The organism is Pseudomonadota bacterium (genome assembly GCA_016719885.1).
Classification (GTDB): Bacteria; Pseudomonadota; Gammaproteobacteria.
In genome coordinates, this window is sequence record JADJYF010000026.1 from 140,005 (window position 1) to 160,778 (window position 20,774).

Sequence of the window (20,774 nt, forward strand, 5' to 3'; positions counted from 1 at the left end):
CGTCAGTGGTCGGGCTGGGCCTGGCGCTTGGCGTAGGCGGCCTGCTGCTCGCTGCTGGCCTCGAGCTGGTACTTGTCCTTCCACTCGCTGTAGGGCATGCCGTAGACCCGTTCGCGCGCCTGCTCGTAATCCATCGCGACGCCGCGCGTCTCGGCCTCGGCGCGATACCACTTGGCCAGGCAGTTGCGGCAGAAGCCGGCAAGGTTCATGAGGTCGATGTTCTGCACTTCCGTATGTTCGCGCAGGTAGTCGCGCAAACGCCGGAAGGCTGCCGCTTCGATTTCGATTTCGGTCTGTGCTTCCATGGGGTTCACCTGGTTCGGGAGATTGCATGCTGCGCCCGCTTCCGCGCCGGGCGCCGCGTTCGATTATAAGGGCGCGCGCCGCGTTTGCCGTCAGACCTCGTCACCACGCAGGCCATGCTTGTCCATGCGATAACGCATGGCCATGCGCGTGATGCCGAGGCGACGCGCCGCTTCCGAGATGTTGCCGGCGCTGCCCTTCAGCGCGCGCGCCAACATGGTCTTCTCCAATTCCTCGAGCGTCATGTCTTCCAATATCGGGGTCGGCGGCGGCGCCGCGACCGGGCTGGCGCCATCGCCAAGCGCGAGCGCGCTTGCATCGATCAGACCGCCGCCCGACAACAGCACGGCGCGTTCGATGACATGGCTGAGTTCGCGCACGTTGCCGGGCCAGCCATAGGCGCACAGGCGCTCGAGCGCGGCCGCCGAGAGGCGCGCGTCGCGCGCGCCGTAGCGTCGCGCACTGTCGCCAAGAAAATGCTCGGCCAACAGGCGGATGTCATCGCCGCGCGCGCGCAGCGGCGGCAATTCCAGGGTCAGCACCTTGAGGCGGTAGTAGAGATCGGCGCGCAACGCGCCGCTTGCAACCATCTCCGCGACCGGCCGATTGGTGGCGGCGATGAACCACGCGCGACTGCGCAGTTCGTGGCTGCTGCCGATGCGACGCAGGGTGCGCCGTTCCAGCACGGCCAGCAGCTTGGCCTGCAGCTCCAGCGGCAATTCGCCGATTTCATCGAGGAATACCACGCCATCCTCGGCGGCCTCGATGAGTCCGGTACGCTCGGCGAGCGCATGGGTGAAGGCGCCCTTGACGTGACCGAACAGCTCCGACTCGATGAGATCCTTGGGCAGCGCCGCGCAGTCGACGTGCACGAAGGGCAGCGCGGCGCGCGCCGAGCCTTGGTGCAGGAGACGCGCGGTGACGTCCTTGCCGGTGCCGGTCTCGCCGGTGATGAGTACGGTGGGCGCCGGCGCGGCACCACCGCCGACCAGGCTCGCGATGCGCGCCACCTGTTGTCGAACTTCGTCGATGGCCGCCGATGCCCCTATCAATTGCGCGCCCGGCGTCAGCGAAATTTCGCGCGTGCGCGAATATTCGAGCTGGCGACCGAGCGCCGCCTGGGCCAGCACCTTCTCGATATTGACGCGCAGTTCCTCGAGGTCGACGGGCTTCTTGAGGTAATCCGACGCGGCGCACTTCATCGCCTGCACGGCGTCTTCCACTTCGCCGTAGGCGGTCATCACGATCACCGGCACCGCGCTGCGCGCGCGCAGCCGCTGCAGGAAGTCGAGCCCCGAACCGTCGGGCAGGCGCATGTCGAGCAGCACGAGATCGGCGCCCTGCGCCGCCAACTGGCGGTCCGCCGCCGCCAGGCTGCCGGCGTGGGCACAGCGGTAGCCGGATTTCTCGAGGTGGCGCACCACGGCCTTGGCGAACAAGGCCTCGTCGTCAACCACCAGCACCGAGGTCACGCCGAGCGGCACTTCGGCGTGCAGGGTTTCGATGTCATGGTTCCGCGCCATGGCTGCATTCTAGCCGCTTGCCGGTGCGCGTATGACCACCTCCGTGCCCTGCCCCGGCTCGACGTTGAAGTCGAGGCGGAAGCCATGGGTGTGGCAGATCTTGAAGGCGATGGGAATGCCGAGACCGGTGCCGAAGCGCTTGGTGCTGGGGCCGGGCGTCAATTCGCTGGGCACGGGCTGAAACGGAATGCCGCCGCCCGCGTCGCGCATGGCGATGCGCACTTCACCGTCGTGCGTGGTCACCGACAGGTGCAGCGTCGTACCGGCGGGCGAGGCTTCGAGCGCGTTGTTCATGAGGCCGTACAGCGCTTGTTCCATCAGATCGCGATCGGCTTCGATGCGCGCCTCTTCATCCCAGGCGTCATGCTCGCAATAGAGCCCCTGCTCGGTGATGCGTGCGCTCAGCAGGCGCTCGACGGCGACCAACAATTCGGTGGCCTTGAGTACCTGCGGACGCGGCTTCAAGGGGTGCAGGTAGGACACCAGGGCCGTCACCCAGCGTCCCAGGCGATCGACGGTGTCGATGATGGCGGCGCGGATCTCGGCGAGTTCGGCCGGATTTTCCGAGCCGTCCAGAAGCTGCGCGTTGGCGCGTATGGCGGCCAGCGGATTGCGGATGTTGTGGGCGATGACGGGAATCAAGCCACCCTGCGCGGCCTGACGTTCCTGGTCGATGAGCGCGCGCTGGCTCTGCTCGAGTTCCGCGGCCATGCGGTTGATGCCGCGCGCGAGTTCCTGCACTTCACGCACGCCCTCGTCACGCAACGCTTCGCGCGCGCCACCCTGGCTCACCTCGCGCAGTCCGCCGAGCACGGCCTGCATGGGCCGCACGAAGCCCAGCGTCAGACGCCGACGCGTCAGCACCAGAAGGCCCACACCCAACAGCACGGGCACGCTCAGCAGCCACGGCGCGACGGCCAGCCGCTGGCGGACCTTGGCGTCCTGGCGGCCGATCTGTTGCGCGAGCAGCCCGGTGAAACCTTCGAACGCGGTTTCGAAATCGGCGACGAAACGCCGCTCGAATTGCGGGTCGAGCAGCCTGGCCCGCACCAGGCGATTCAAGGCATAGGGATCGGCGAGCGTTTCACGCAGGTTCGATTGCAACAGGCTGAAGGCGGTCTGCATGCCCTGCACGGCATAGTCCTCGGCGCGATGAGCCGACGCCCGCCTGAGCTCGTTGAACAGCTCCTGGATGGTCTTGAGATAGCGCGTATCGAGTTCGCGCGTGGCGGGATTTTCATCCAGCGCGGCGGCCGTCACCTCGTGCATCTGCTTGAATACCAGCGAGCGGATCTCCTCGGCGGTATGGCTCATGCCGTGCAGCCGTATGGTCTCCAGCGAAGACTGCTGCCACAGGTAACCCCACACCGCCGCCAGCGCGCCGGTGATGATGACCAGGGTAAGGAAGGCTAGCTCGTGTACGAGCAGGACGCGGCGCAAAGACTGCGGGCGAGCCTCGGGCATGGCCGGATTATAGGGCGGGCCCGGGCAGCGACAAACGGCTGCGCGTCGCCACGCCGCTAACGGTTTGCAAACCCGGCCCGCGACATGCTGCCCGGGATGGCTGCCATGTCGGCTGCCCGACGACGACCGCCATCGCGCATCAGAAATCCTTCACCGACAATCACCCTTCGAGGGGCGCGCAGCCCCTTTTTTTCTCGGGCCAGCGCTCACCACGGCCACATGCGGCGACTCAAGTCCCACTGGCCGGTCAACAGGTGGGACAGGAAGCCGACCACGTGCACGCCGATCAACACCAGCAGCGCGATCGAGCACAGCACGTGCAACTCGGTGAACAATTCATTGAGGGGCGCATCTCGCCAGCCCCAGCTCGGCAACGGCACACCGAACCAGTTGGTGGCGTAACCACTGAAGCTCGATGACAGGTACCCGCTCAGCGGCTGCATCACCAGCAGCACGTAGAACGTCGCATGCACGCCACGCGCGAGATGGGCCTGCCAACGAGGAATGCTGTCCGGCAACGGCGGCGGACGATGACCGAGACGCCAGGCCACACGCAGCCACAGCAGCACGAACGCACACAGCCCCAGTGACTTGTGCAATGCAAAATAGTAACCGCGCGCCGGGCCCTTGGGCAGTTCGACCATGAACCAGCCGAGCATGAACAGGCAGCCCACCAGCAGCACCGTCGTCCAGTGCAGGAGCATGGCGACGCGGGTGTATTTCTGTGCCGAACCTGCGTCCGTCATTGCGGGAAGCGCCAGATGGAATGCGTGGATGAAGGTGGCGCTAGCGTAGCATGGGCCTGCACGCATGGATTAGAATCAACGCGGCCCGGCGGCCTGCGCCGCCGTGCAACCGTTTCTGGGGTACGGTGACGTGAGTTTGAACAAGAAAAATTTCCCGGGCGCGTGCGTTGATGACGAACGCGCCTGTCGTGACGGCCGCGCGGCGGCGCGACGCCGCAAGCGATGGTCTCGACTCGTGACGATGCTGGCGCTGCTGGTCGCCAGTGCGCCCCTGTTCGCCGCCAGCTACGACATCGAGGTCAAGAAGAAGCAGCGCGTGTTGCTGGTCAAGGACGGCGAGCACGTGCGCGCGACCTTTCCCATCGCACTCGGCCGCGGCGGCCCCGGCGACAAGCACAAGCTCGGCGACAACAAGACCCCGGTCGGCACCTACCGCATCGTCGGCGTCAACGACAGCACCGCTTTCGACACCTTCCTGCGCCTCAATTATCCGAACGTCAAGGACGCCTTCTACGGCTTGAAGAGCCGCCTCATTTCGCGCCGCGAGTTCGATCGCATCGTCACCGCCCTGCGCCACAACCAGGTGCCGCCGCAGAACACTCGACTGGGCGGCGCGATCGGCATTCATGGTCTCGGCGAGGAGACGCCGGAGAAGGTCCACATCCAGAACAAGCTCGACTGGACCCAGGGCTGCATCGCGCTGCGCAACCACGATTTGCACGAACTGCGCGAGTTCATCGAGGTCGGCACCCGCGTGGTGATCTCCGAGTGATTCTCGTGTGAGACGGAGCGCGGCATGGCTGCTGCTGTGGATGCTGTGCTGCGCCCTGCCGCTGCACGCCGCGCCGGTCGAGGTCAGCCCCGAGCAAGATCTCGTGGTGCGCTACACCGTCGACAAACCCTTCGACGACGTGGTGTTCGAACTCAACTTCGCGATCACCGACCACAATTTCCGCATCACCGGGCGCAACAGCATAGGCGCGGGGCTGCGCGAGCGCGGCTACACGGACTTCCCCAACGTCGAGGTCATCCACTTCTGCAGCCTGGAACTGGCGCGGGAGGTGTTGCTGCTCGATCCCGGCTTCGTCGCGCACATGCCATGCCGGGTGACGGTGCACGAAGACAAGGGGCGGACCATTGTCAGTCTGATCAAGCTGCCGCTGAACAGCCCCGATCCGCGCGTCAACGATTTCGCGCGGCGCATGAACGCCACGCTCACCGAAATCGTCGAGTTCGCGGTCGGCATGTAAAGGCAGCCGGCGCGGCGGAATCGTTTATGATGGCCGGCGGCCGCGGCCGCCGCCTGGTGCAGCGAGTGCGCCGACGGCCACGCGGGTCATGATTACAACGCATTGAGGGGAGCCGGCTTGGTATTACTCGGAACATCGGGCCTGGTCGCGGCCTACGTGGTGGTCGCGCTGTTGCTGCTGGTACTGAATCTCAATGCCCGCTGGTCGTGGACGGTCAAGGCGCTCGCCATCGTGGTGGTCTCGGCGCTGTACCTCGTCACCTACTATTCCATTCCGCCGCTGCTGGGCTGGCCCACCGATCAGAGTCTGCCCAAGCGCTTCAATCTCATCGCCGTGTACGTGCAGGAGCCCGACAAGGCCAGCGGCCGCACCGGCGAGATCGTGCTGTGGGCAACCGACATGGCGGAAGGCCCGCGCGGTGGTGAGCCACGCGCCTACCGCGTGCCCTTCACCCAGGCCCTGCACCAGCAGGTGGAAGACGCCGCCAACAAGATCCGCAAGAACATGCCGCAGATCGGCGAAGTGAAGGACGAGAAGGACGCCGCCAACGCGCGCGCCTCGAGTTCGGCCAATGGCGAGCAGAAGAAGGTCGACACCGCCGGCAAGGCTGCGCATGCGGTGTCCGGCAGCCAGGCCAGCGCCATCATCGAGTTCTACGACCTGCCGGACCCGATGTATCCGGAAAAATAATGCCGACGCCGCGCGCCATGGAAGGTCGCCGGTCATTTCGACCGCCCATGCTGGCGCTCGTGTGCCTGGGGCTGCTATGGCCGGCGCTGGCGGCGACCGCGTCGACGCTGACCGAGCACATGAGCATAGGCTGCGCGCAGGACACACCGACCCAGCTGCGGTGCCAGTATCGCCTGCTGGAAGGCGGACAACTGCAGGCGGTGGTGGCCGAGTGGCAGGACCACACCGTCAGTGCGCGTCTCGGCGCCGCCTATCCTGCCGATGGCGACACCACCGCGCTGCTGGTGCTGGTCGATACCAGTGACCCGGCGCGCGCACCGGCGCTGCGTGCCGCCATAGGCCATATCGACGCCCTGCTCGCCGCCGCACCGGCCCATTTCCGCCTGGGTCTGGCCGCCTTCGATACCGACCTGCGCCTGCTCGCGCCGCTGGGCGCCGACGCCGCCGACATTCGCAAGGCGGCGGCCGGTCTCATCGCCAACGGTCGTACCACCGAGCTTTATCGCAATGTGCGCGATGCCCTGCGTGTGCTGGAAAAATCCAAGGCCACGCGCAAGGCGCTGCTGGTGCTGTCGGACGGCCTGGCCGAGGATTTCGCCTATCACCACGACGACGTGGTGAGCATGGCGCGCGCCAACGACATCGTCATCGATACCATCGGCTATCCGCGTTCGGTGCCGCAATCGGTGGCCTTGCAAACCCTGCGACGCCTGAGCGACGACACCGGCGGCCATTACCTGCAGGCCAACCATCCCGATTTCAAACTGCCGGTCGAAGCGTTGCCCCATGTGCTGGGCTTGCTCGACGCCGGCGGTACGCTGGATTTCGATCTCGCGCCGCTGGTGGCGGCGGGCGCGGCCGGCGCGCTGGATTTGTCGCTGGCGTTTCAAACGCGCGACCAGAGTTTCCTGGTGCTGGCGCCGGCCACTCTGCCGAAGGCCGCGGCGGGCGCCGCGCCTGCTCCCGTGAGCGATGTCGCGCCGCCCCTCTCACCCGCCGCGCCGGCGCCCTTGCCCGCCGCGCCCATACCCGCCAATCCGCACCCCATCGATCTGAATGCCGGCCGCGTGTGGCCGTGGTTCGGCATCCTGCTGGCGCTGTCGACCATGATCCTGCTGGCGGTGCTGGTGCTGTACTGGCGCGTGCGCCGCCCGCCGGCGGCCAGCGCGGACGGCAGCGCACGACCGCTGGCGTGGCTGCAGCTGGCGGAGCTGCCGTACACGCGCCACGCAATCACCGCCACGCCGTGGCGTATCGGGCGCGGCCGCAACTGCGACGTGGTGCTGGACGATCACTCGGTGTCGCGCCTGCATGCCGAAGTGCGCTGCAACGATCAGGGCGTGCTCACTCTGCACGATCTCGAGTCTCTGAACGGCGTGTTCGTCAACGACACCCGCATCGAGTCCATCCAGCTGCGCGAGAACGACGTGGTCGACATCGGCGACGTGCGCCTGCGCTTCACGTTGCACGACGAAAGCCATGCGGCGCAGGAAGCGACCGTGATGGTGCGTACACGCACGCCGACCTGAAGCCTCCCCGGTGGGTGCGAATTCATTCGCACATGGCGATGTCAGACTGAAGTCTGACCCACAACAAGAGGTGTATGACGAAGCTTCCCCGTGGGTCAGACTCCAGGAAACTCTGATTAAGCTACTGCGCTGCTCGGGCGCGGTGTCGCGTGCTCGCTCGCTCCTCGCCTATCTATCTGATATGTCTCGTCGCTCGCTGCGCGGCTCCTAGCGCGCGAGCATGCTCGCTACGCTTATTCAGAGCTTCCTTCAGTCTGACATTCGCCGGCCCGCATCCCCTCAAATGTGCGAATGAATTCGCACCTACAGGGGCCGCCACCGGAATGCCACGCCCGGCTCGTCAGGGCCGGCGCGAAACTCCGCGGCCACCGCGTGGCCCGGCACCACCGCCAGGTATTCACCGACGTAGAGCAAGGGCCAGCGTGCGCGTTGCCAGGGCGGCACGCGCCATTCCTGGAACAGGTGCTTGAGTTCGCGCCGCGCGCCGCGCGCATGCGGGCGCAGGCGTTCGCCGCCCGCGCGGTAACGTAGCGTCAGCGGCGCGGCAGCGAGCAGGGCGACGGATGCGCCCGCGCCCACGCACGATGCGGCGCTGAGTTCGCCGTGGGCAAGCGCCAGGTCCGGGAAGGGATGAAGCCAGCGTTGTTCTTCCTGCGTGGGGTCAGGCAGCACGTCCGCCGTCAGAAAGTAGCGATCGTCGTAGCGGCGCACCGCGACGCCGCACCACGCGGTGCACGGCATGCCGTCGCCACGCGCGCTCAGCATGTCATTGAGCATGTGCCGCAATTGCGCGCGCCCCGGCGGCGGCGCGCCGAGGCGCTGCAACCAGCGCTTGACGAGGTAAGGACGCAAGGCTTCGGCGCCGGAGCGCAACACGGCGAGCGGCAGCGTTGCCGACGTGCCGAGCAATTGATCCGCGACGCTCTCCAGCACCTCCGCCACTTCGCCCTGCAAGCGCGCCACTTCGGCCAGTGCCGCGGCCGCGTGCGGAAATTCCCGCGTCAGCACCGGCATCACCGCGTGGCGCAGGCGATTGCGCGCGAAACATGGCGCCTCGTTGCTGGGATCTTCCAGCCATTCGAGACCATGCACGCGCGCGTGATTGAGTAATTCGGCGCGCGACTCGCCGAGCAAGGGCCGCCACACCCGCGTGTCGCCCCGCCGCCCTTGCGCGCGTATGCCGGCCAGTCCGTGGGGACCGGATGCGCGCAGGGCGTGCAGCATGACGGTCTCGACCTGGTCATCCTGGTGATGGGCGGTGAGCAGCGCGGTGCGCTCACCGCAACGCGCCACGAGGCTCGCGTAACGCCGCTGCCGTGCCCAGTCCTCGACGCTCGCACCGGCCGGCGGCGTCGACGCCAGTCGCTCGTGGGAATAGGCCACGCCCCACTGCGCCGCCACGCGCGCGCAATGGCTTGCCCACGCGGCGCTGCCGTCCTGCAAGCCATGGTCGACATGGTGGGCGAGCAGTTCCAGCGCGCGACCTTGGCGCCAAGCGCACAGCAGGTGCAGCAGCACCGTGGAATCGAGGCCGCCACTGTAGGCCACCAGCAGGCGCTCGACAGCATTGCCCGCCAGCAGCGCGGCGAGGCGCGCATGACAACGCGCGGCGAACGCCGCCGCGCGCGTGGGATTCGGCGGCTGCTCAGCGATCGGTGTATTCACCCATCGCCGCGAACCGCGCACGTCGGCGCGTGACCAGTTCCTCGGGACGCAGCAGCGAAGGCTCTTCGAGCGCCGTCAGGACGGCGCTCTTCAGACGCGCCGCCGCGAGATCCGGGTCGCGATGCGCGCCGCCCAGTGGCTCTTCGATGACGGTGTTGATGAGGCCGAGCTTTTGCAGGCTGGCGGAAGTGATGCCCATGGCCTCGGCGGCATCAGCCGCGCGTTCGGCGCTCTTCCACAGGATGGACGCGCAACCCTCGGGCGAGATCACCGCGTAGGTCGCGTATTGCATCATGAGGATGCGATCGCCGACGCCGATGGCGAGGGCGCCGCCCGAACCGCCTTCGCCGATCACCGCCACCACGATCGGCGTACGCAGTCCCGACATCACCATGAGGTTGCGCGCGATCGCTTCGCTCTGGCCGCGCTCCTCGGCATCGATGCCCGGATAGGCGCCCGGCGTGTCGATGAAGGTGACGATGGGCAGCCGGAAGCGCTCGGCCATGTCCATGATGCGCAAGGCCTTGCGATAGCCTTCCGGGCGCGGCATGCCGAAGTTGCGCAACAGGTTGTCCTTGGTGTTGCGGCCCTTCTGGTGACCGATGAAGGCCACGCCGCGACCGTTCAGGCGCGCGATGCCGCTGACGATGGCCGGGTCGTCGGCGAACGCGCGATCGCCATGCAGTTCCTGCACGTCCTCGAACATGCGTGCCACGTAATCGAGCGTGTAGGGCCGCTTGGGATGGCGCGCGAGCTTGGAGATCTGCCAGGCATTGAGCGACGAGAAGATCTGGCGGGTCAGTTCCTCCGAGCGCTTGCGCAGTCGGTCTATCTCCTCGGAGATATTGATCGCCGAGTCGTCGCCGACGCGCCTGAGCTCCTCGATCTTGGCCTCGAGCTCCGCGATCGGCTGTTCAAAGTCGAGGAAATTGAAATTGACCTGGCCGCCGTCGGCGGGACGTTCAGTCATGACCGCGGCCCTCAGTATTCGAGATGAACATGTTGTGCTCCAAAGTGGCGCTTGAGCCCGTCCAGCAGGCCCTCGGAAACATTGACCCGCCACTGCTCGCCAAGCTTGAGGCGGGCGCGGCTGTCGGCGCGCGCGTATTCTATGGCTATCGGGCAACGGCCGTTGGCATGGCCGGCGATCATGCTTTCCAACTCGTGCACGAAATCGCGGCCGAGTTCGGACTCGCACATGTTCAGTACCAGCGCGCGCGCCAGGCGGTTGCGCGCCTCGTCGATGGTCATGATCTCACTGGCCTGCACGGCATGGTCGCCCGAGAACTCGTCGACCGAGCATTCGCCTTCGATGATGACGATGGAATCGGTCACCAGCTTGTCGAGATTGCGCTCGAAGGCGTCGCGGTAGACGGTCACTTCGACGCGCGCGGTCTGGTCGTCCAACGAGATCACGGCCATGCGACCGCGGCGGGTCTTGATGATGCGCACCGCCATGATGAGCCCGGCGACGCGGCGCTTGCCGGGTTTGAGCTCCGACAGCGATGAACTCGCGAACGCCGCCAGTTCCTCGCGATAGCGATCGATGGGATGGCCGCTGAGGTAGAGACCCAGGGTTTCCTTTTCGCAGGCCAAAAGCTCGTCCTTGGTCCACTCGCGCACGCCGGTGGCGTAGTCGACATTGAGCGGCGCCACCTCATCGACCGCCTCGGTGGCGAGGCCGAAGAAATCCGATTGTCCCGACACCGCCGCCTTCTGATGCTGGTCGGTGATCTGCAGCACCTGGTCGAGCGCCGCCATCAACACCGCGCGCGAATGGCCGAAGCAGTCGAAGGCGCCGGCCTTGATCATCGCTTCCAGCGCGCGACGGTTGATGCGCTTGTCGGAATTGCGCCGGCACAGATCGACCAGGTCGCGGTAGGGCCCGTGCGCGTCACGCTCTTCGACCAGCGCCGCGATTACCGCTTCACCGACCCCCTTCACCGCGCCGAGGCCGTAGCGAATGGTCTTGGCATCGGCCACGCCGAAGCGGAATCCACAGGCGTTGATATCCGGCGGTACGACGGTCAGGCCCAGCGAACGGCATTCGTCGATGAGGCCGACGACCTTGTCGGTGGAGTTCATGTCGGCCGACATCACCGCCGCCATGAAGGCCGAGGGGTAATGGGCTTTCAACCACGCGGTCTGGTAGGCCACCAGGGCATAGGCCGCCGAATGCGACTTGTTGAAGCCGTAGCCGGCGAATTTCTCCATGAGGTCGAAGATGTAGGTCGCATCTTCTTCCTTGATGCCGTTGGCGAGCGCGCCGGAAGTGAACAATTCGCGCTGCTTGGCCATCTCCTCGGGCTTCTTCTTGCCCATCGCACGACGCAGGAGATCCGCGCCGCCCAGCGTGTAGCTGGCCAGCACCCGCGCGATCTGCATGACCTGCTCCTGGTACAGGATCACGCCATAGGTCGGCTTCAGGATCGGTTCGAGCTCGGGCACCGCGTACTTCAGCGCCTGGCGACCGTGCTTGCGCTCGATGAAGTCGTCGACCATGCCCGACTGCAGCGGCCCCGGCCGGAACAGCGCGACCAGCGCGATCATGTCTTCGAACAGGTCGGGCTTGAGACGCTTGATGAGTTCCTTCATGCCGCGCGATTCGAGCTGGAACACCGCCGTGGTGCGCGCGTTCTGCACGAGCTTGAAGGTCACCGCGTCGTCGAGCGGAATCTTGTCGATGTCGACCGGCGCCTCGCCGAGTTCGGCACGGCGGCGATTGATGTCGCGCACCGCCCAATCGATGATGGTGAGGGTGCGCAAGCCGAGGAAGTCGAACTTGACGAGGCCGATGGCCTCGACGTCGGTCATGTCGAATTGCGTGACGAGCTGTTCACTGCCCTGTTCACAGTAGAGCGGCATGAAGTCGGTGAGCTGGGTCGGAGCGATGACCAGGCCGCCGGCGTGTTTGCCGGCGTTGCGCGTCAGGCCCTCGAGCTGCAGCGCCAGGGTCATGATGGCGCGCACGTCCTCCTCTTCTTCCTGGCGACGCTTCAAGGCCGGCTCTTCGTTCAGCGCGCGCTCCAGCGTCATCTGCGGGTCGAAGGGAATGAGCTTGGCGAGCTGGTCGACGAAGCCGTAGGGAAAGCCCAGCACGCGCCCGACGTCACGCACCACGGCCTTCGCCGCCATGGTGCCATGGGTGATGATCTGCGCCACCTGGTCGCGCCCGTAGCGCGCCGCGACGTAGTCGATGACCTCGTCGCGCCTGTCCATGCAGAAATCGATGTCGAAGTCGGGCATCGACACGCGCTCGGGGTTGAGGAAGCGCTCGAACAGCAGGTCGTATTCGAGCGGGTCGAGTTCGGTGATGCCGAGCGCGAAGGCGGCCAGCGAGCCGGCGCCCGAGCCGCGCCCCGGCCCGACCGGGATCTCGTGCTGCTTGGCCCACTCGATGAAGTCGGCCACGATCAGAAAGTAGCCCGAAAAGCCCATCTTGATGATGACTTCGATTTCGGTGTCGAGACGCTTCTGGTAGGTCTCGAGCCGCGCCGCATCGTCACGCGAGCCGCGAATCGCGCCCGTGGCGAAGCGTCGCTCCAGGCCCAGCGCGCTTTTCTCGCGCATCAGGTCATCGACGCTCATGCCCTCGCCTACCGGGTATTCGGGCAGGTGATAGGTGCCGAACTCGAGCTCGAGGTTGCAGCGCACCGCGATGTTGACCGAATTGGCGAGCGCGTCGGGCAGATCGGCGAACAGCTCGCACATCTCCTCTTCGCTCTTGAGATACTGCTGCGGCGAGTAGTCGTGCGGGCGGCGTGGATCGGCGAGCGCGCGGCCCTGGTGGATGCACACCCGGGCCTCGTGCGCGGCGAATTCCTCGCTGTTCAGGAAGCGCACGTCGTTGCTCGCCACCACCGGCGTGTCGGTGGCGGCGGCGCATTCGAGCACGGCGTCGGTATAGCGCTCTTCGCGCTCGCGGCCGGTGCGCATGATCTCGATGTAGTAACGATCACCGAGCAGCCCGCGCCAGTAGGCGATGCGATGCTTGATCTGATCGAGCTTGCCCTCGTTGGCAAGCTTGCCGAGATCCCCCGCCGGGCCGCCGGACAGCGCAATCACGCCGCGCAGCGCATCGGCGTGCAACCAGCTCTCCTCGATGCCGGCGATGCCGCCGTGCTGGCCGAAGCGGTAGGCCATGGTCAGCAGCTGGCTCAGGTTGCGATAACCGGCGCGGTTCTGACACAGGAACACCATGCGAAAACGATCGGCGACGCCGCTCGCCGGCGTGACCCACGCTTCCACGCCGATGATCGGCTTGACGCCGGCTTCCTGCGCCGCGCGGTAGAACTTCGGCAGCGCGAAGACGTTGCTCTGATCGGTCAGCGCCACTGCCGGCATGCCGAGTTCCTTGCAGCGCTCAGCCAGGTCGTCGACGCGCACCAGGCCGTCGACGATCGAATACTCGCTGTGCACATGCAGGTGCACGAAGCGCGGCTGGCTCATCGCGGCATTTCCAGTACGCGGCGCACCGGCGCGAAGCTCGCGCGGTGCACCGGCGTCGCGCCACAACGCTCGAGCGCGGCGACATGCGCGGCGGTCGGATAGCCCTTGTGCTGCGCGAAACCGTACTCGGGGTAATCGAGATGCAGCGCCAGCATGATGCGATCGCGGGTGACCTTGGCGATGATCGACGCAGCGCTGATGGCGGCGACCGTGGCATCGCCGCCTACCACCGCGGTGCTGGGGCAGGCCAGGGGCGGACAGTGGAGGCCATCGATCATCGCCTCGTGCGGCGCGATGGCCAGCGACTCGACGGCGCGCTGCATGGCCAGCAGGCTGGCGCGAAAGATATTCAAGGTATCGATCTCGTCGACCTCGGCGCGCCCGACCCCGATGGCCAGCGCTTCTGCGCTGATGACATCGAACAACCGGTCGCGCTGGCGCTCGGTCTTCTGCTTGGAATCGCCGAGCCCCTGGATGGCCCGCGGCCCGAGAATCACCGCCGCCGCCACCACCGGACCGGCCAAGGGCCCGCGCCCGGCTTCATCGACGCCGGCCACCAGGCGCGGCGAGACTGCGCCCGTGTCGGTCATCGTGGCGCGCACAATTCCAGCACCGCGTCGGCGGCACGTTGTGCGGCGCCGACGCGCAGCGTCTCGTGCAGTTGACGCGCGCGCGCGGCATAGCGTTCGCGGCGCGGCGCGTCGTCCAGCCAGCACGCCAGCGCCATGGCAATCGCGGCGGGCGTCAAGTCATCCTGGATGAGTTCCGGCACCAGTTCCTCGTCGGCGAGGATGTTGGGCAGAGCGATGCGCTGAATGGAAATCATGCGGCGGATTATATGGTAGGAGAGCGGTGCGAGACGGTATCCCACCACCATCGGCGCATGGCACAGCAGGGCTTCGAGGGTGGCGGTGCCGGACGCCACCAGTGCCACGTCGGCGGCGCTCAGCAGCTGTCGTGCACGACCGTGCAGGATTTCGACCGCGAGGCCCGGCGCGGCGGCGGCGATGGCGCCGCGCATGGCGTGCACCTGGCCGGCATGGGCCGCGCAGGCGACCACCGCACACGGGCCACGACGCTCGAGCAGCGCTGCCGCGCCCGCGGCGAACACCGGCGCCAGGCGCTGGATCTCCTGGCCACGACTGCCGGGCAGCAGCGCCAACAGCGGCGTGCCGGCGGCAATGCCCAAGGCCGCGCGCGCGGCGTCGCGATCGGGTGCGAGCGGCAAGGCATCGGCCAGCGGATGGCCGACGAAACGACAGTCCACGCCGTGGCCGGCGAAGAAGGCCGGCTCGAAAGGCAACAAGGCCAGCAGTCGATCGACCGATGCGCCGAGATGGCGCGCGCGCCCGGGGCGCCAGGCCCAGGCCTGCGGGCACACGTAGTGCACAGTGGCGATACCGGCGCGCTTCATGCGTCGCGCGAGGCCGAGATTGAAATCCGGGACATCGATGCCGACGAACACATCGGGACGCGCATCCAGCAGGCGACGGCCCAGCGCATCGCGCAGGCGGCGCAGACGCGGATAAGCGCGCAGCACTTCCGCGAGTCCCATCACCGACAGCTCATCGATATGCGCCAGCGCCTCGCAGCCGGCCTCGAGCATCGCCGGCCCGGCCATGCCGATGAAGCGCGCCTCGGGCGCCCGCGCGCGCAGGGCGTGAATCAAGGCGCCGCCCAGCGCGTCGCCCGACGCTTCGCCGGCGACGATGGCAACCAGGGGAGAGGCCACGCGCGCCACCCGCTTCAGCGGCGCCGCGCGCTTAACGCACGATGCCGCGCACCGAGGAGCGGACGAAATCGAGCATGCGCGCGACTTCGGGGAAGGCCGCGCTTTCGGCGTCCAGCAACTTGAGGGCGTCTTCGAGCGAATTGCCCTGCCGATACAGGGTACGGTAGGCGCGCTTCAAGGCAGCAATGGCCTCGACAGAGAAACCGCGTCGCTTCAGACCTTCGCGATTGATGCTGCGCGGCGCGGCCTGGTTGCCGTCCACGATCACATAGGGCGGCACATCGCGCACCACCGCCGCGGCTATCGCGGAAAAGCTGCTTTCACCCATGCGACAGAACTGGTGGACGCCGGTGAAGCCGCCGAGGATCACGTAATCGTGGATCTCGACATGCCCGGCCAGCGTCGCGTTGTTGGCGAACACCGTGTGGTTGCCGACCCGGCAGTCATGGGCGACGTGGCAATAGGCCATCAGCCAGTTGTCATCGCCTATCCTGGTCAGGCCACCGCCCTGTGGCGTACCGCGGTTGATACTGCAGTACTCGCGCATGGTGTTGCCATCGCCGATCTCGAGGCGCGATTCGCCCACACCCGTGAACTTCTTGTCCTGCGGGTCTTCACCGATGGAACAGAACGAGAACACGCGGTTGTTGCGGCCGATGCGCGTCGGGCCCTTGATGATGCAATGGCTGCCGATGCGCGTGCCCGCGCCTATCTCGACCCCGGGTCCGATCGAGGTCCAGGGGCCGACTTCAACGTCGGCGGCCAGTATCGCGGACGCGTCGACCTTGGCGCTCGGATCAATCAACTGTCGGCGGCCCGCTCGGTGGTCATGAATTCGGCACTGGCCACCACCACGCCATCCACTTCGGCGGTGGACTCGAATCGATAGATGCCCTTCAACTGGCGCTTGAGCTGCGCGCGCAGGATGAGTTGATCGCCGGCGGTCACCGGCCGCTTGAAGCGCGCCTTGTCGACGCCGACCAGGTAATAGACGTTGCCTTCTTCGCTGCGTGCCTGGTTGGAATAGAAGGCCAGCATGCCGGTCGCCTGCGCCATGGACTCGAGGATCAGTACGCCCGGCATGATCGGGTGGCCGGGGAAGTGTCCGAGGAAGAACGGCTCGTTGATGGTGACGTTCTTGAGCGCCTTGATGGATTCGAACGGCGTGTATTCGATGATCCGGTCGATCAGGAGAAAGGGGTAGCGATGCGGCATCGTCTGCAAGATTTTTGCAATGCCCAGATCTTCCATACCGCCTCCCACTACGCACCACCCCGCGGTCCGCCAGGACCGGATTCTTGTCTAGTTGTCATTGCCATTCGAACCGCGCGTCATCCGCGCGTGCGACGGAAATTCGCTACGCGCCGCCACCAGGTGGCGCTGGCTTCCGCTGGCCAACCGGACGAGTAGCGTGCGCCAACGGTGTGTATCGAGCGGCTGACCATGCTCATGGCGGTCACCGTCACACCGTCGGCAATCTGCACGCCTTCACCGATGCCGACCATGCCACCGATGCGGCAGCCGCGACCGATGCGCGACGCGCCCGCCACGGCCGTTTGGCCGGCGATGGCGCTATGCGCACCTATCACCGAATCATGTCCGATCAGCACTTGGCTGTCGAGTATGCAGCCGGACGCGATCACCGTGTCGCCCAGCACGCCGGCATGCACCACGGCGCGCGCCAGCACGTCGACATCGTCATCGATGCACACGCTGCCAAAGCTCGGCATGGCCTGCCAGCTCGTTCCATCACGCAGGTAGGCGAATCCCACGCTGCCTATACACGTGCCGGCGCCAATGCGCACACGATTGCCGATGCTGGCCTCGCCGCGAATGACCGCACCGGCCTCGATGTGACAATGCGCGCCGATGGTCACGCCATCATCGAGAACCACGCCTGCTTCGACGACACTCGCCTCGCCCACTTCGACTCCGGCGCCGACATGGGCAGTCGCCGCAATCCGCGCTGAAGCCGCCAGCGAGGTGGGCCGTGCGCGCCGCGCGGCGGTGCGGCGTCGTGCCGGCAACCAGGCACAAGCCCGCGCGCAGGCAAGCATTACGTCATCCACCATCAACGCGTTGTCGACCGCGAGCCGCTGCGAGACGAGCGCGGCGCCCGCCGCCAGCGCGCGTGGGAGGTGAGTGGTGGAAATGAACGTCAGTTCTTGCGGCCCGGCATCATCGGGCATCGCCACGCTCGTCAGCAGCACATCGTCGCGTGCGTTCTCAAGCGGCGCGCCGAGGCGCGCCGCCAGTTCACTCAGGCGAAGACTCATGTCATGCGTGCCTCGGACGGCGGACCGTCACGGCCGTCGCCCGCCGGCAAGTTCAAGCACCGTGCCGCCATGCGCGGCACTGTGGCCCCGTCAGCAGGGCCCGCGCGCTTACTTGGCCGCGCCCTTCTTCAGACGTGCAATCACCTGGTCGGTGATGTCGACCTTTTCGCTCGCGAACACCACGCCGGTGCCGAGCACCATGTCGAAACCCTGCTCCTTGGACAGCGCGACGATGGCTTCGCCGATCTGCTGCTGGATGATGGCCATTTCCTCGTTACGGCGGAAATTGACGTCTTCCTGGAACTCCTGGGTGTCGCGCTTGAGGTCGCGGCGCTTGGCCATGACATCACGCTCCACGCGACCACGTTCGGTCTCGCTCATGATCGCGCCGTCTTTCTGCATGCGATCTTCCAGGCCCTTCAATTCCTTCTGCGCGGCAACCAGCTTCTGGTCGCGGGCAGCAAACTCCTTCTCGAGCTTGACGCGCGCCACTTCGGCCTGAGGCGCCGCCTCGAGCACGCGCGGAGCATTGACCACACCAATCTTGTAATCAGCCGCTTGCGCCGCGGAGAACGCGAGAGCGGAGGACAACAGGACGACAACGGAAAAGCGATCAAGAATTCTCAAAGCAGTACTCCAGTGCGTTTAGGATTGATATTCAGATCCGCTCGGTGCCGTGGACCAAGCGTGTTGCGGCGCCCGCCGCATGCCCAGGGGAAGGAAGGCATGGTGCGAGCGATAACCGGTGACCGCGCTGACCGGTAGCCAGCCGCGGAGTCGTGATGAAATCGGCGTCTCCCCTGCGCCCCGCGGGCGCCCATGCCGTCATTATGTAACCCACTCCCGAATGTTTCCAGATACCGCCGCTTCAGAACTGGGTGCCGAAGTTGAACTGGAAGCGCTGCACCTGATCCTCGGGCTGATCGCGGAACGGCTGCGCGACGCTGATCGACAACAAGCCGAAAGGCGACATCCAGATGCCGGAGATACCGGCCGACATGCGCACGTCGGCAAACCGTACGTGCTGGTCGGCCGACCACACGTTACCGGCGTCGAAGAAGGTCGACAGGCGCACCGATTTGAACTCGGCGAGGAACGGCACCGGGATGATGACTTCGGCGCCGCCCACCACTTCGACGTTACCGCCGAGCGCGCGCTCGAAGATATCCTGCGGACCCAGGGAGTTTTCCTCGTAGCCGCGTACCGTGCGCGGACCGCCGGCGTAGAAGTTCTCGAAGAACGGCAGTTCGTCGGTGCCACCATAAGCGCCGCCGTAGCCCACCTCGCCGCGCACCATGAGGATGTAGTTGCGCGCCAAGGGCATGTACCAGCGCGATTCGAGATTGAGCTTGTAGTACGTCAAGTCCGCGCCGGGCACCGTGATTTCGCCGCGGATACGCTGCAGGGTGCCGCGATCCGGGAAGATCGCCGAGTTGCGCGTGTCGTAGCTGAAGCCGGTCGAGAAGCGGATCAGGTTGTACGAATTGCCTTCCCGCGCCAGGAAGTTGGCAATGATCGGGTCGAGGAACAACGGGTTGGTATTGATCTCGGTCGATTCGTAGGACAAGCCGGCGTTGACGAAATGGTATTCCGTGATCGGCACGCCGAAATTCATGCCGCCCGACAAGGTCTTGGTGTTGTAGCGGATGATGTTGGTGTTGCCGGCGTCGGTCTTCTGGTAAGTGAAGTCGAAACCGCGCGCCACGCCATCGACCGTCCAGTACGGGTTCATGTAGCCGACGCGGAAGACCTGGTTGATCTCGCTGTTGGCGAACGCGAAGCTGACGCTCTTGCCGCTGCCCAGGAAGTTGTCCTGCTGGACATTGGTATTGAAAATGATACCGGCCGACTGCGAGAAGCCGAGACCGAGCATGAGGTTGCCGGACGGGCGCTCCTTGACGGTGAAATTGACGTCGACCTGGTCGGTCGAACCGGCCACCGCCGGCGTTTCGACGTTCACGTCCTCGAAGAATCCGAGGCGCCGCAGGCGGGTCTTGGAGCGCTCCACCTTGGCGGTTGAAATCCAGCCGCCCTCCAGCTGACGCATTTCGCGGCGCAGCACCTCGTCACGGGTCTTGGCATTGCCAAAGAAATTCACGCGACGTACGTAGACGCGCTGGCCCGGATCGACAAAGTAGGTGATGCCGGCAATGCGGCTCTTGGCGTCGATTTCGGGAATGGCGTTGACGTTGGCGAACGCATAGCCCTCGTCGCCCAAGCGGTCGGTGATGAGTTTGCTGGTGGCGGTCAAATCCTTGCGCGAGAAGGTCATGCCCTTGCGCGTGATGACGAACTTGAACAGGTCGTCGGGCTTGACGATAAGGGTGCCGGCCAGCTTGACGTCGCCGACCACGAACTTGTCGCCTTCGGTGACGTTGATGGTGAGGTAGACGTCCTTCTTGTCGGGCGTGATCGAGACCTGGGTCGAATCGACGCTGAAATTCAGGTAGCCGTTGTCCTGGTAGAGCGAACGCAGGATTTCCAGGTCGCCCGACAGCTTCTGCTTGGAATACTGGTCGTCCTTGGTGAACCAGCTTATCCAGGTCGGGGTGTTGAGCTTGAAGTTGTCGCGGATCTGTTCATCGGTGAACGCTTCGTTGCCGATGATGTTGATCTGCTTGATGCGCGCCGCTTCGCCTTCCGAGATGGTGAAGGCCACTTCGACGGTCTTGTCATCGACCGGGATGACTTCGTGCTCGATGCGCACGCCATACTTGCCGTTGGCGAAGTACTGACGCTTGAGCTCCTGCAGCACCTTGTCGAGCTTGGACTCGTTGAACACTTCGCCCTTGGCGAATCCGACTTCCTTCAGACCCTTGGTGAGGTCTTCGGTCTTGATGGCCTTGTTGCCTTCGAAGGTGATGTCGGAGATGGTCTCGCGCTCTTGCACGATGACCACCAGCACGTCGCCGTCCCGCTCCAGGCGCACGTCCTTGAACAGGCCGGTCTTGAACAGGGCGCGCACCGCGTCCCGCGAGCGCTTGTCGTCGACTGAATCGCCGACGCTGATGGGGAGGTAGTTGAAGATGGCGCCGGGGGATATCCGGTCAAGACCTTCGACCCGGATGTCGTCGACGACGAAGGATTCCGCGGTGGCTGTACCTACCGCGCACAACATCGTCAGACCGCACATCCAGCCTGCTTTAA

General features: G+C 65.9%; 18 protein-coding genes. 4 read left to right on the forward strand and 14 right to left on the reverse strand.

What is annotated here, in order from left to right:
- Nucleotides 1–2 precede the first annotated feature (2 nt).
- The 4 genes from IPM80_21335 to IPM80_21350 form a co-directional block, all read right to left on the reverse strand.
- Complete coding sequence (locus IPM80_21335) at nt 3–305, reverse strand: DUF1244 domain-containing protein (GenBank protein MBK8960891.1); 303 nt, start codon at nt 303–305, stop codon at nt 3–5.
- A gap of 90 nt (nt 306–395) precedes the next feature.
- Nucleotides 396–1,826: a sigma-54-dependent Fis family transcriptional regulator gene (locus IPM80_21340; GenBank protein ID MBK8960892.1), complete on the reverse strand. Its 1,431-nt coding sequence runs from the start codon at nt 1,824–1,826 to the stop codon at nt 396–398.
- A 9-nt stretch (nt 1,827–1,835) separates the two neighbouring features.
- Nucleotides 1,836–3,290 (reverse strand): hypothetical protein, encoded by a 1,455-nt coding sequence (locus tag IPM80_21345; protein MBK8960893.1) that lies wholly within the window; start codon nt 3,288–3,290, stop codon nt 1,836–1,838.
- A 206-nt stretch (nt 3,291–3,496) separates the two neighbouring features.
- Complete coding sequence (locus IPM80_21350; protein ID MBK8960894.1) at nt 3,497–4,036, reverse strand: cytochrome b; 540 nt, start codon at nt 4,034–4,036, stop codon at nt 3,497–3,499.
- Nucleotides 4,037–4,271: 235 nt separating this feature from the next.
- On the opposite strand from IPM80_21350, the gene IPM80_21355 reads away from it, so the two are divergent.
- The 4 genes from IPM80_21355 (at nt 4,272) to IPM80_21370 (ending at nt 7,505) form a co-directional block, all read left to right on the forward strand.
- Nucleotides 4,272–4,808, forward strand: coding sequence for a L,D-transpeptidase (locus IPM80_21355; protein MBK8960895.1), 537 nt, complete (start codon nt 4,272–4,274; stop codon nt 4,806–4,808).
- 7 nt (nt 4,809–4,815) lie between these two features.
- Nucleotides 4,816–5,286 (forward strand): DUF302 domain-containing protein, encoded by a 471-nt coding sequence (locus tag IPM80_21360; protein ID MBK8960896.1) that lies wholly within the window; start codon nt 4,816–4,818, stop codon nt 5,284–5,286.
- Between the two features lie 117 nt (nt 5,287–5,403).
- Nucleotides 5,404–5,976, forward strand: a complete 573-nt coding sequence (locus tag IPM80_21365; protein MBK8960897.1) for a hypothetical protein — start codon at nt 5,404–5,406, stop codon at nt 5,974–5,976.
- Nucleotides 5,977–6,023: 47 nt separating this feature from the next.
- Nucleotides 6,024–7,505: an FHA domain-containing protein gene (locus IPM80_21370; protein ID MBK8960898.1), complete on the forward strand. Its 1,482-nt coding sequence runs from the start codon at nt 6,024–6,026 to the stop codon at nt 7,503–7,505.
- A 303-nt stretch (nt 7,506–7,808) separates the two neighbouring features.
- Here the strand turns inward: IPM80_21370 and tilS are convergent, their stop codons facing one another.
- The 10 genes from tilS to bamA all read right to left on the reverse strand — a co-directional run bounded on the left by tilS (nt 7,809) and on the right by bamA (nt 20,760).
- Nucleotides 7,809–9,170 carry a tRNA lysidine(34) synthetase TilS gene (tilS, locus tag IPM80_21375; protein ID MBK8960899.1) on the reverse strand — a complete coding sequence of 454 codons (1,362 nt, stop codon included), beginning with the start codon at nt 9,168–9,170 and terminating at the stop codon, nt 7,809–7,811.
- A complete protein-coding gene (locus IPM80_21380; protein ID MBK8960900.1) occupies nt 9,151–10,140 on the reverse strand; it encodes an acetyl-CoA carboxylase carboxyltransferase subunit alpha in 990 nt (329 codons plus the stop codon). Before IPM80_21380 ends, tilS begins: the two co-directional genes overlap by 20 nt.
- An 11-nt stretch (nt 10,141–10,151) precedes the next feature.
- Entirely contained in the window at nt 10,152–13,619 is a 3,468-nt protein-coding gene (gene dnaE, locus IPM80_21385; protein MBK8960901.1) for a DNA polymerase III subunit alpha, read from the reverse strand.
- Nucleotides 13,616–14,209: a ribonuclease HII gene (gene rnhB, locus IPM80_21390; GenBank protein MBK8960902.1), complete on the reverse strand. Its 594-nt coding sequence runs from the start codon at nt 14,207–14,209 to the stop codon at nt 13,616–13,618. Before rnhB ends, dnaE begins: the two co-directional genes overlap by 4 nt.
- Nucleotides 14,206–15,351, reverse strand: a complete 1,146-nt coding sequence (gene lpxB / locus IPM80_21395; GenBank protein ID MBK8960903.1) for a lipid-A-disaccharide synthase — start codon at nt 15,349–15,351, stop codon at nt 14,206–14,208. The genes rnhB and lpxB overlap by 4 nt, the downstream gene beginning before the upstream one ends.
- Nucleotides 15,352–15,382: 31 nt before the next feature.
- On the reverse strand, nt 15,383–16,156 hold the full coding sequence (lpxA, locus tag IPM80_21400) for an acyl-ACP--UDP-N-acetylglucosamine O-acyltransferase (GenBank protein MBK8960904.1): 774 nt from the start codon (nt 16,154–16,156) through the stop codon (nt 15,383–15,385).
- Nucleotides 16,153–16,602, reverse strand: a complete 450-nt coding sequence (gene fabZ, locus IPM80_21405) for a 3-hydroxyacyl-ACP dehydratase FabZ (protein MBK8960905.1) — start codon at nt 16,600–16,602, stop codon at nt 16,153–16,155. Before fabZ ends, lpxA begins: the two co-directional genes overlap by 4 nt.
- 80 nt (nt 16,603–16,682) lie before the next feature.
- Nucleotides 16,683–17,627 (reverse strand): UDP-3-O-(3-hydroxymyristoyl)glucosamine N-acyltransferase, encoded by a 945-nt coding sequence (locus tag IPM80_21410; GenBank protein MBK8960906.1) that lies wholly within the window; start codon nt 17,625–17,627, stop codon nt 16,683–16,685.
- 108 nt (nt 17,628–17,735) lie between these two features.
- Complete coding sequence (locus IPM80_21415; GenBank protein ID MBK8960907.1) at nt 17,736–18,254, reverse strand: OmpH family outer membrane protein; 519 nt, start codon at nt 18,252–18,254, stop codon at nt 17,736–17,738.
- A gap of 241 nt (nt 18,255–18,495) precedes the next feature.
- The gene (gene bamA, locus IPM80_21420; protein MBK8960908.1) at nt 18,496–20,760 is read right to left on the reverse strand and encodes an outer membrane protein assembly factor BamA; all 2,265 of its coding nucleotides are present in this window, start codon (nt 20,758–20,760) and stop codon (nt 18,496–18,498) included.
- Nucleotides 20,761–20,774 lie beyond the last annotated feature (14 nt).

What these genes read in the sequence shown, in the direction of transcription:
- fabZ (MBK8960905.1), bottom strand. Translation starts at nt 16,602, where the DNA reads ATGGAAGATCTGGGCATTGCAAAAATCTTGCAGACGATGCCGCATCGC.
- bamA (MBK8960908.1), bottom strand. Translation starts at nt 20,760, where the DNA reads ATGTGCGGTCTGACGATGTTGTGCGCGGTAGGTACAGCCACCGCGGAA.
- IPM80_21380 (MBK8960900.1), bottom strand. Translation starts at nt 10,140, where the DNA reads ATGACTGAACGTCCCGCCGACGGCGGCCAGGTCAATTTCAATTTCCTC.
- IPM80_21350 (MBK8960894.1), bottom strand. Translation starts at nt 4,036, where the DNA reads ATGACGGACGCAGGTTCGGCACAGAAATACACCCGCGTCGCCATGCTC.
- dnaE (MBK8960901.1), bottom strand. Translation starts at nt 13,619, where the DNA reads ATGAGCCAGCCGCGCTTCGTGCACCTGCATGTGCACAGCGAGTATTCG.
- IPM80_21345 (MBK8960893.1), bottom strand. Translation starts at nt 3,290, where the DNA reads ATGCCCGAGGCTCGCCCGCAGTCTTTGCGCCGCGTCCTGCTCGTACAC.
- IPM80_21340 (MBK8960892.1), bottom strand. Translation starts at nt 1,826, where the DNA reads ATGGCGCGGAACCATGACATCGAAACCCTGCACGCCGAAGTGCCGCTC.
- IPM80_21410 (MBK8960906.1), bottom strand. Translation starts at nt 17,627, where the DNA reads ATGAGTCTTCGCCTGAGTGAACTGGCGGCGCGCCTCGGCGCGCCGCTT.
- IPM80_21335 (MBK8960891.1), bottom strand. Translation starts at nt 305, where the DNA reads ATGGAAGCACAGACCGAAATCGAAATCGAAGCGGCAGCCTTCCGGCGT.
- IPM80_21370 (MBK8960898.1), top strand. Translation starts at nt 6,024, where the DNA reads ATGCTGGCGCTCGTGTGCCTGGGGCTGCTATGGCCGGCGCTGGCGGCG.
- rnhB (MBK8960902.1), bottom strand. Translation starts at nt 14,209, where the DNA reads ATGACCGACACGGGCGCAGTCTCGCCGCGCCTGGTGGCCGGCGTCGAT.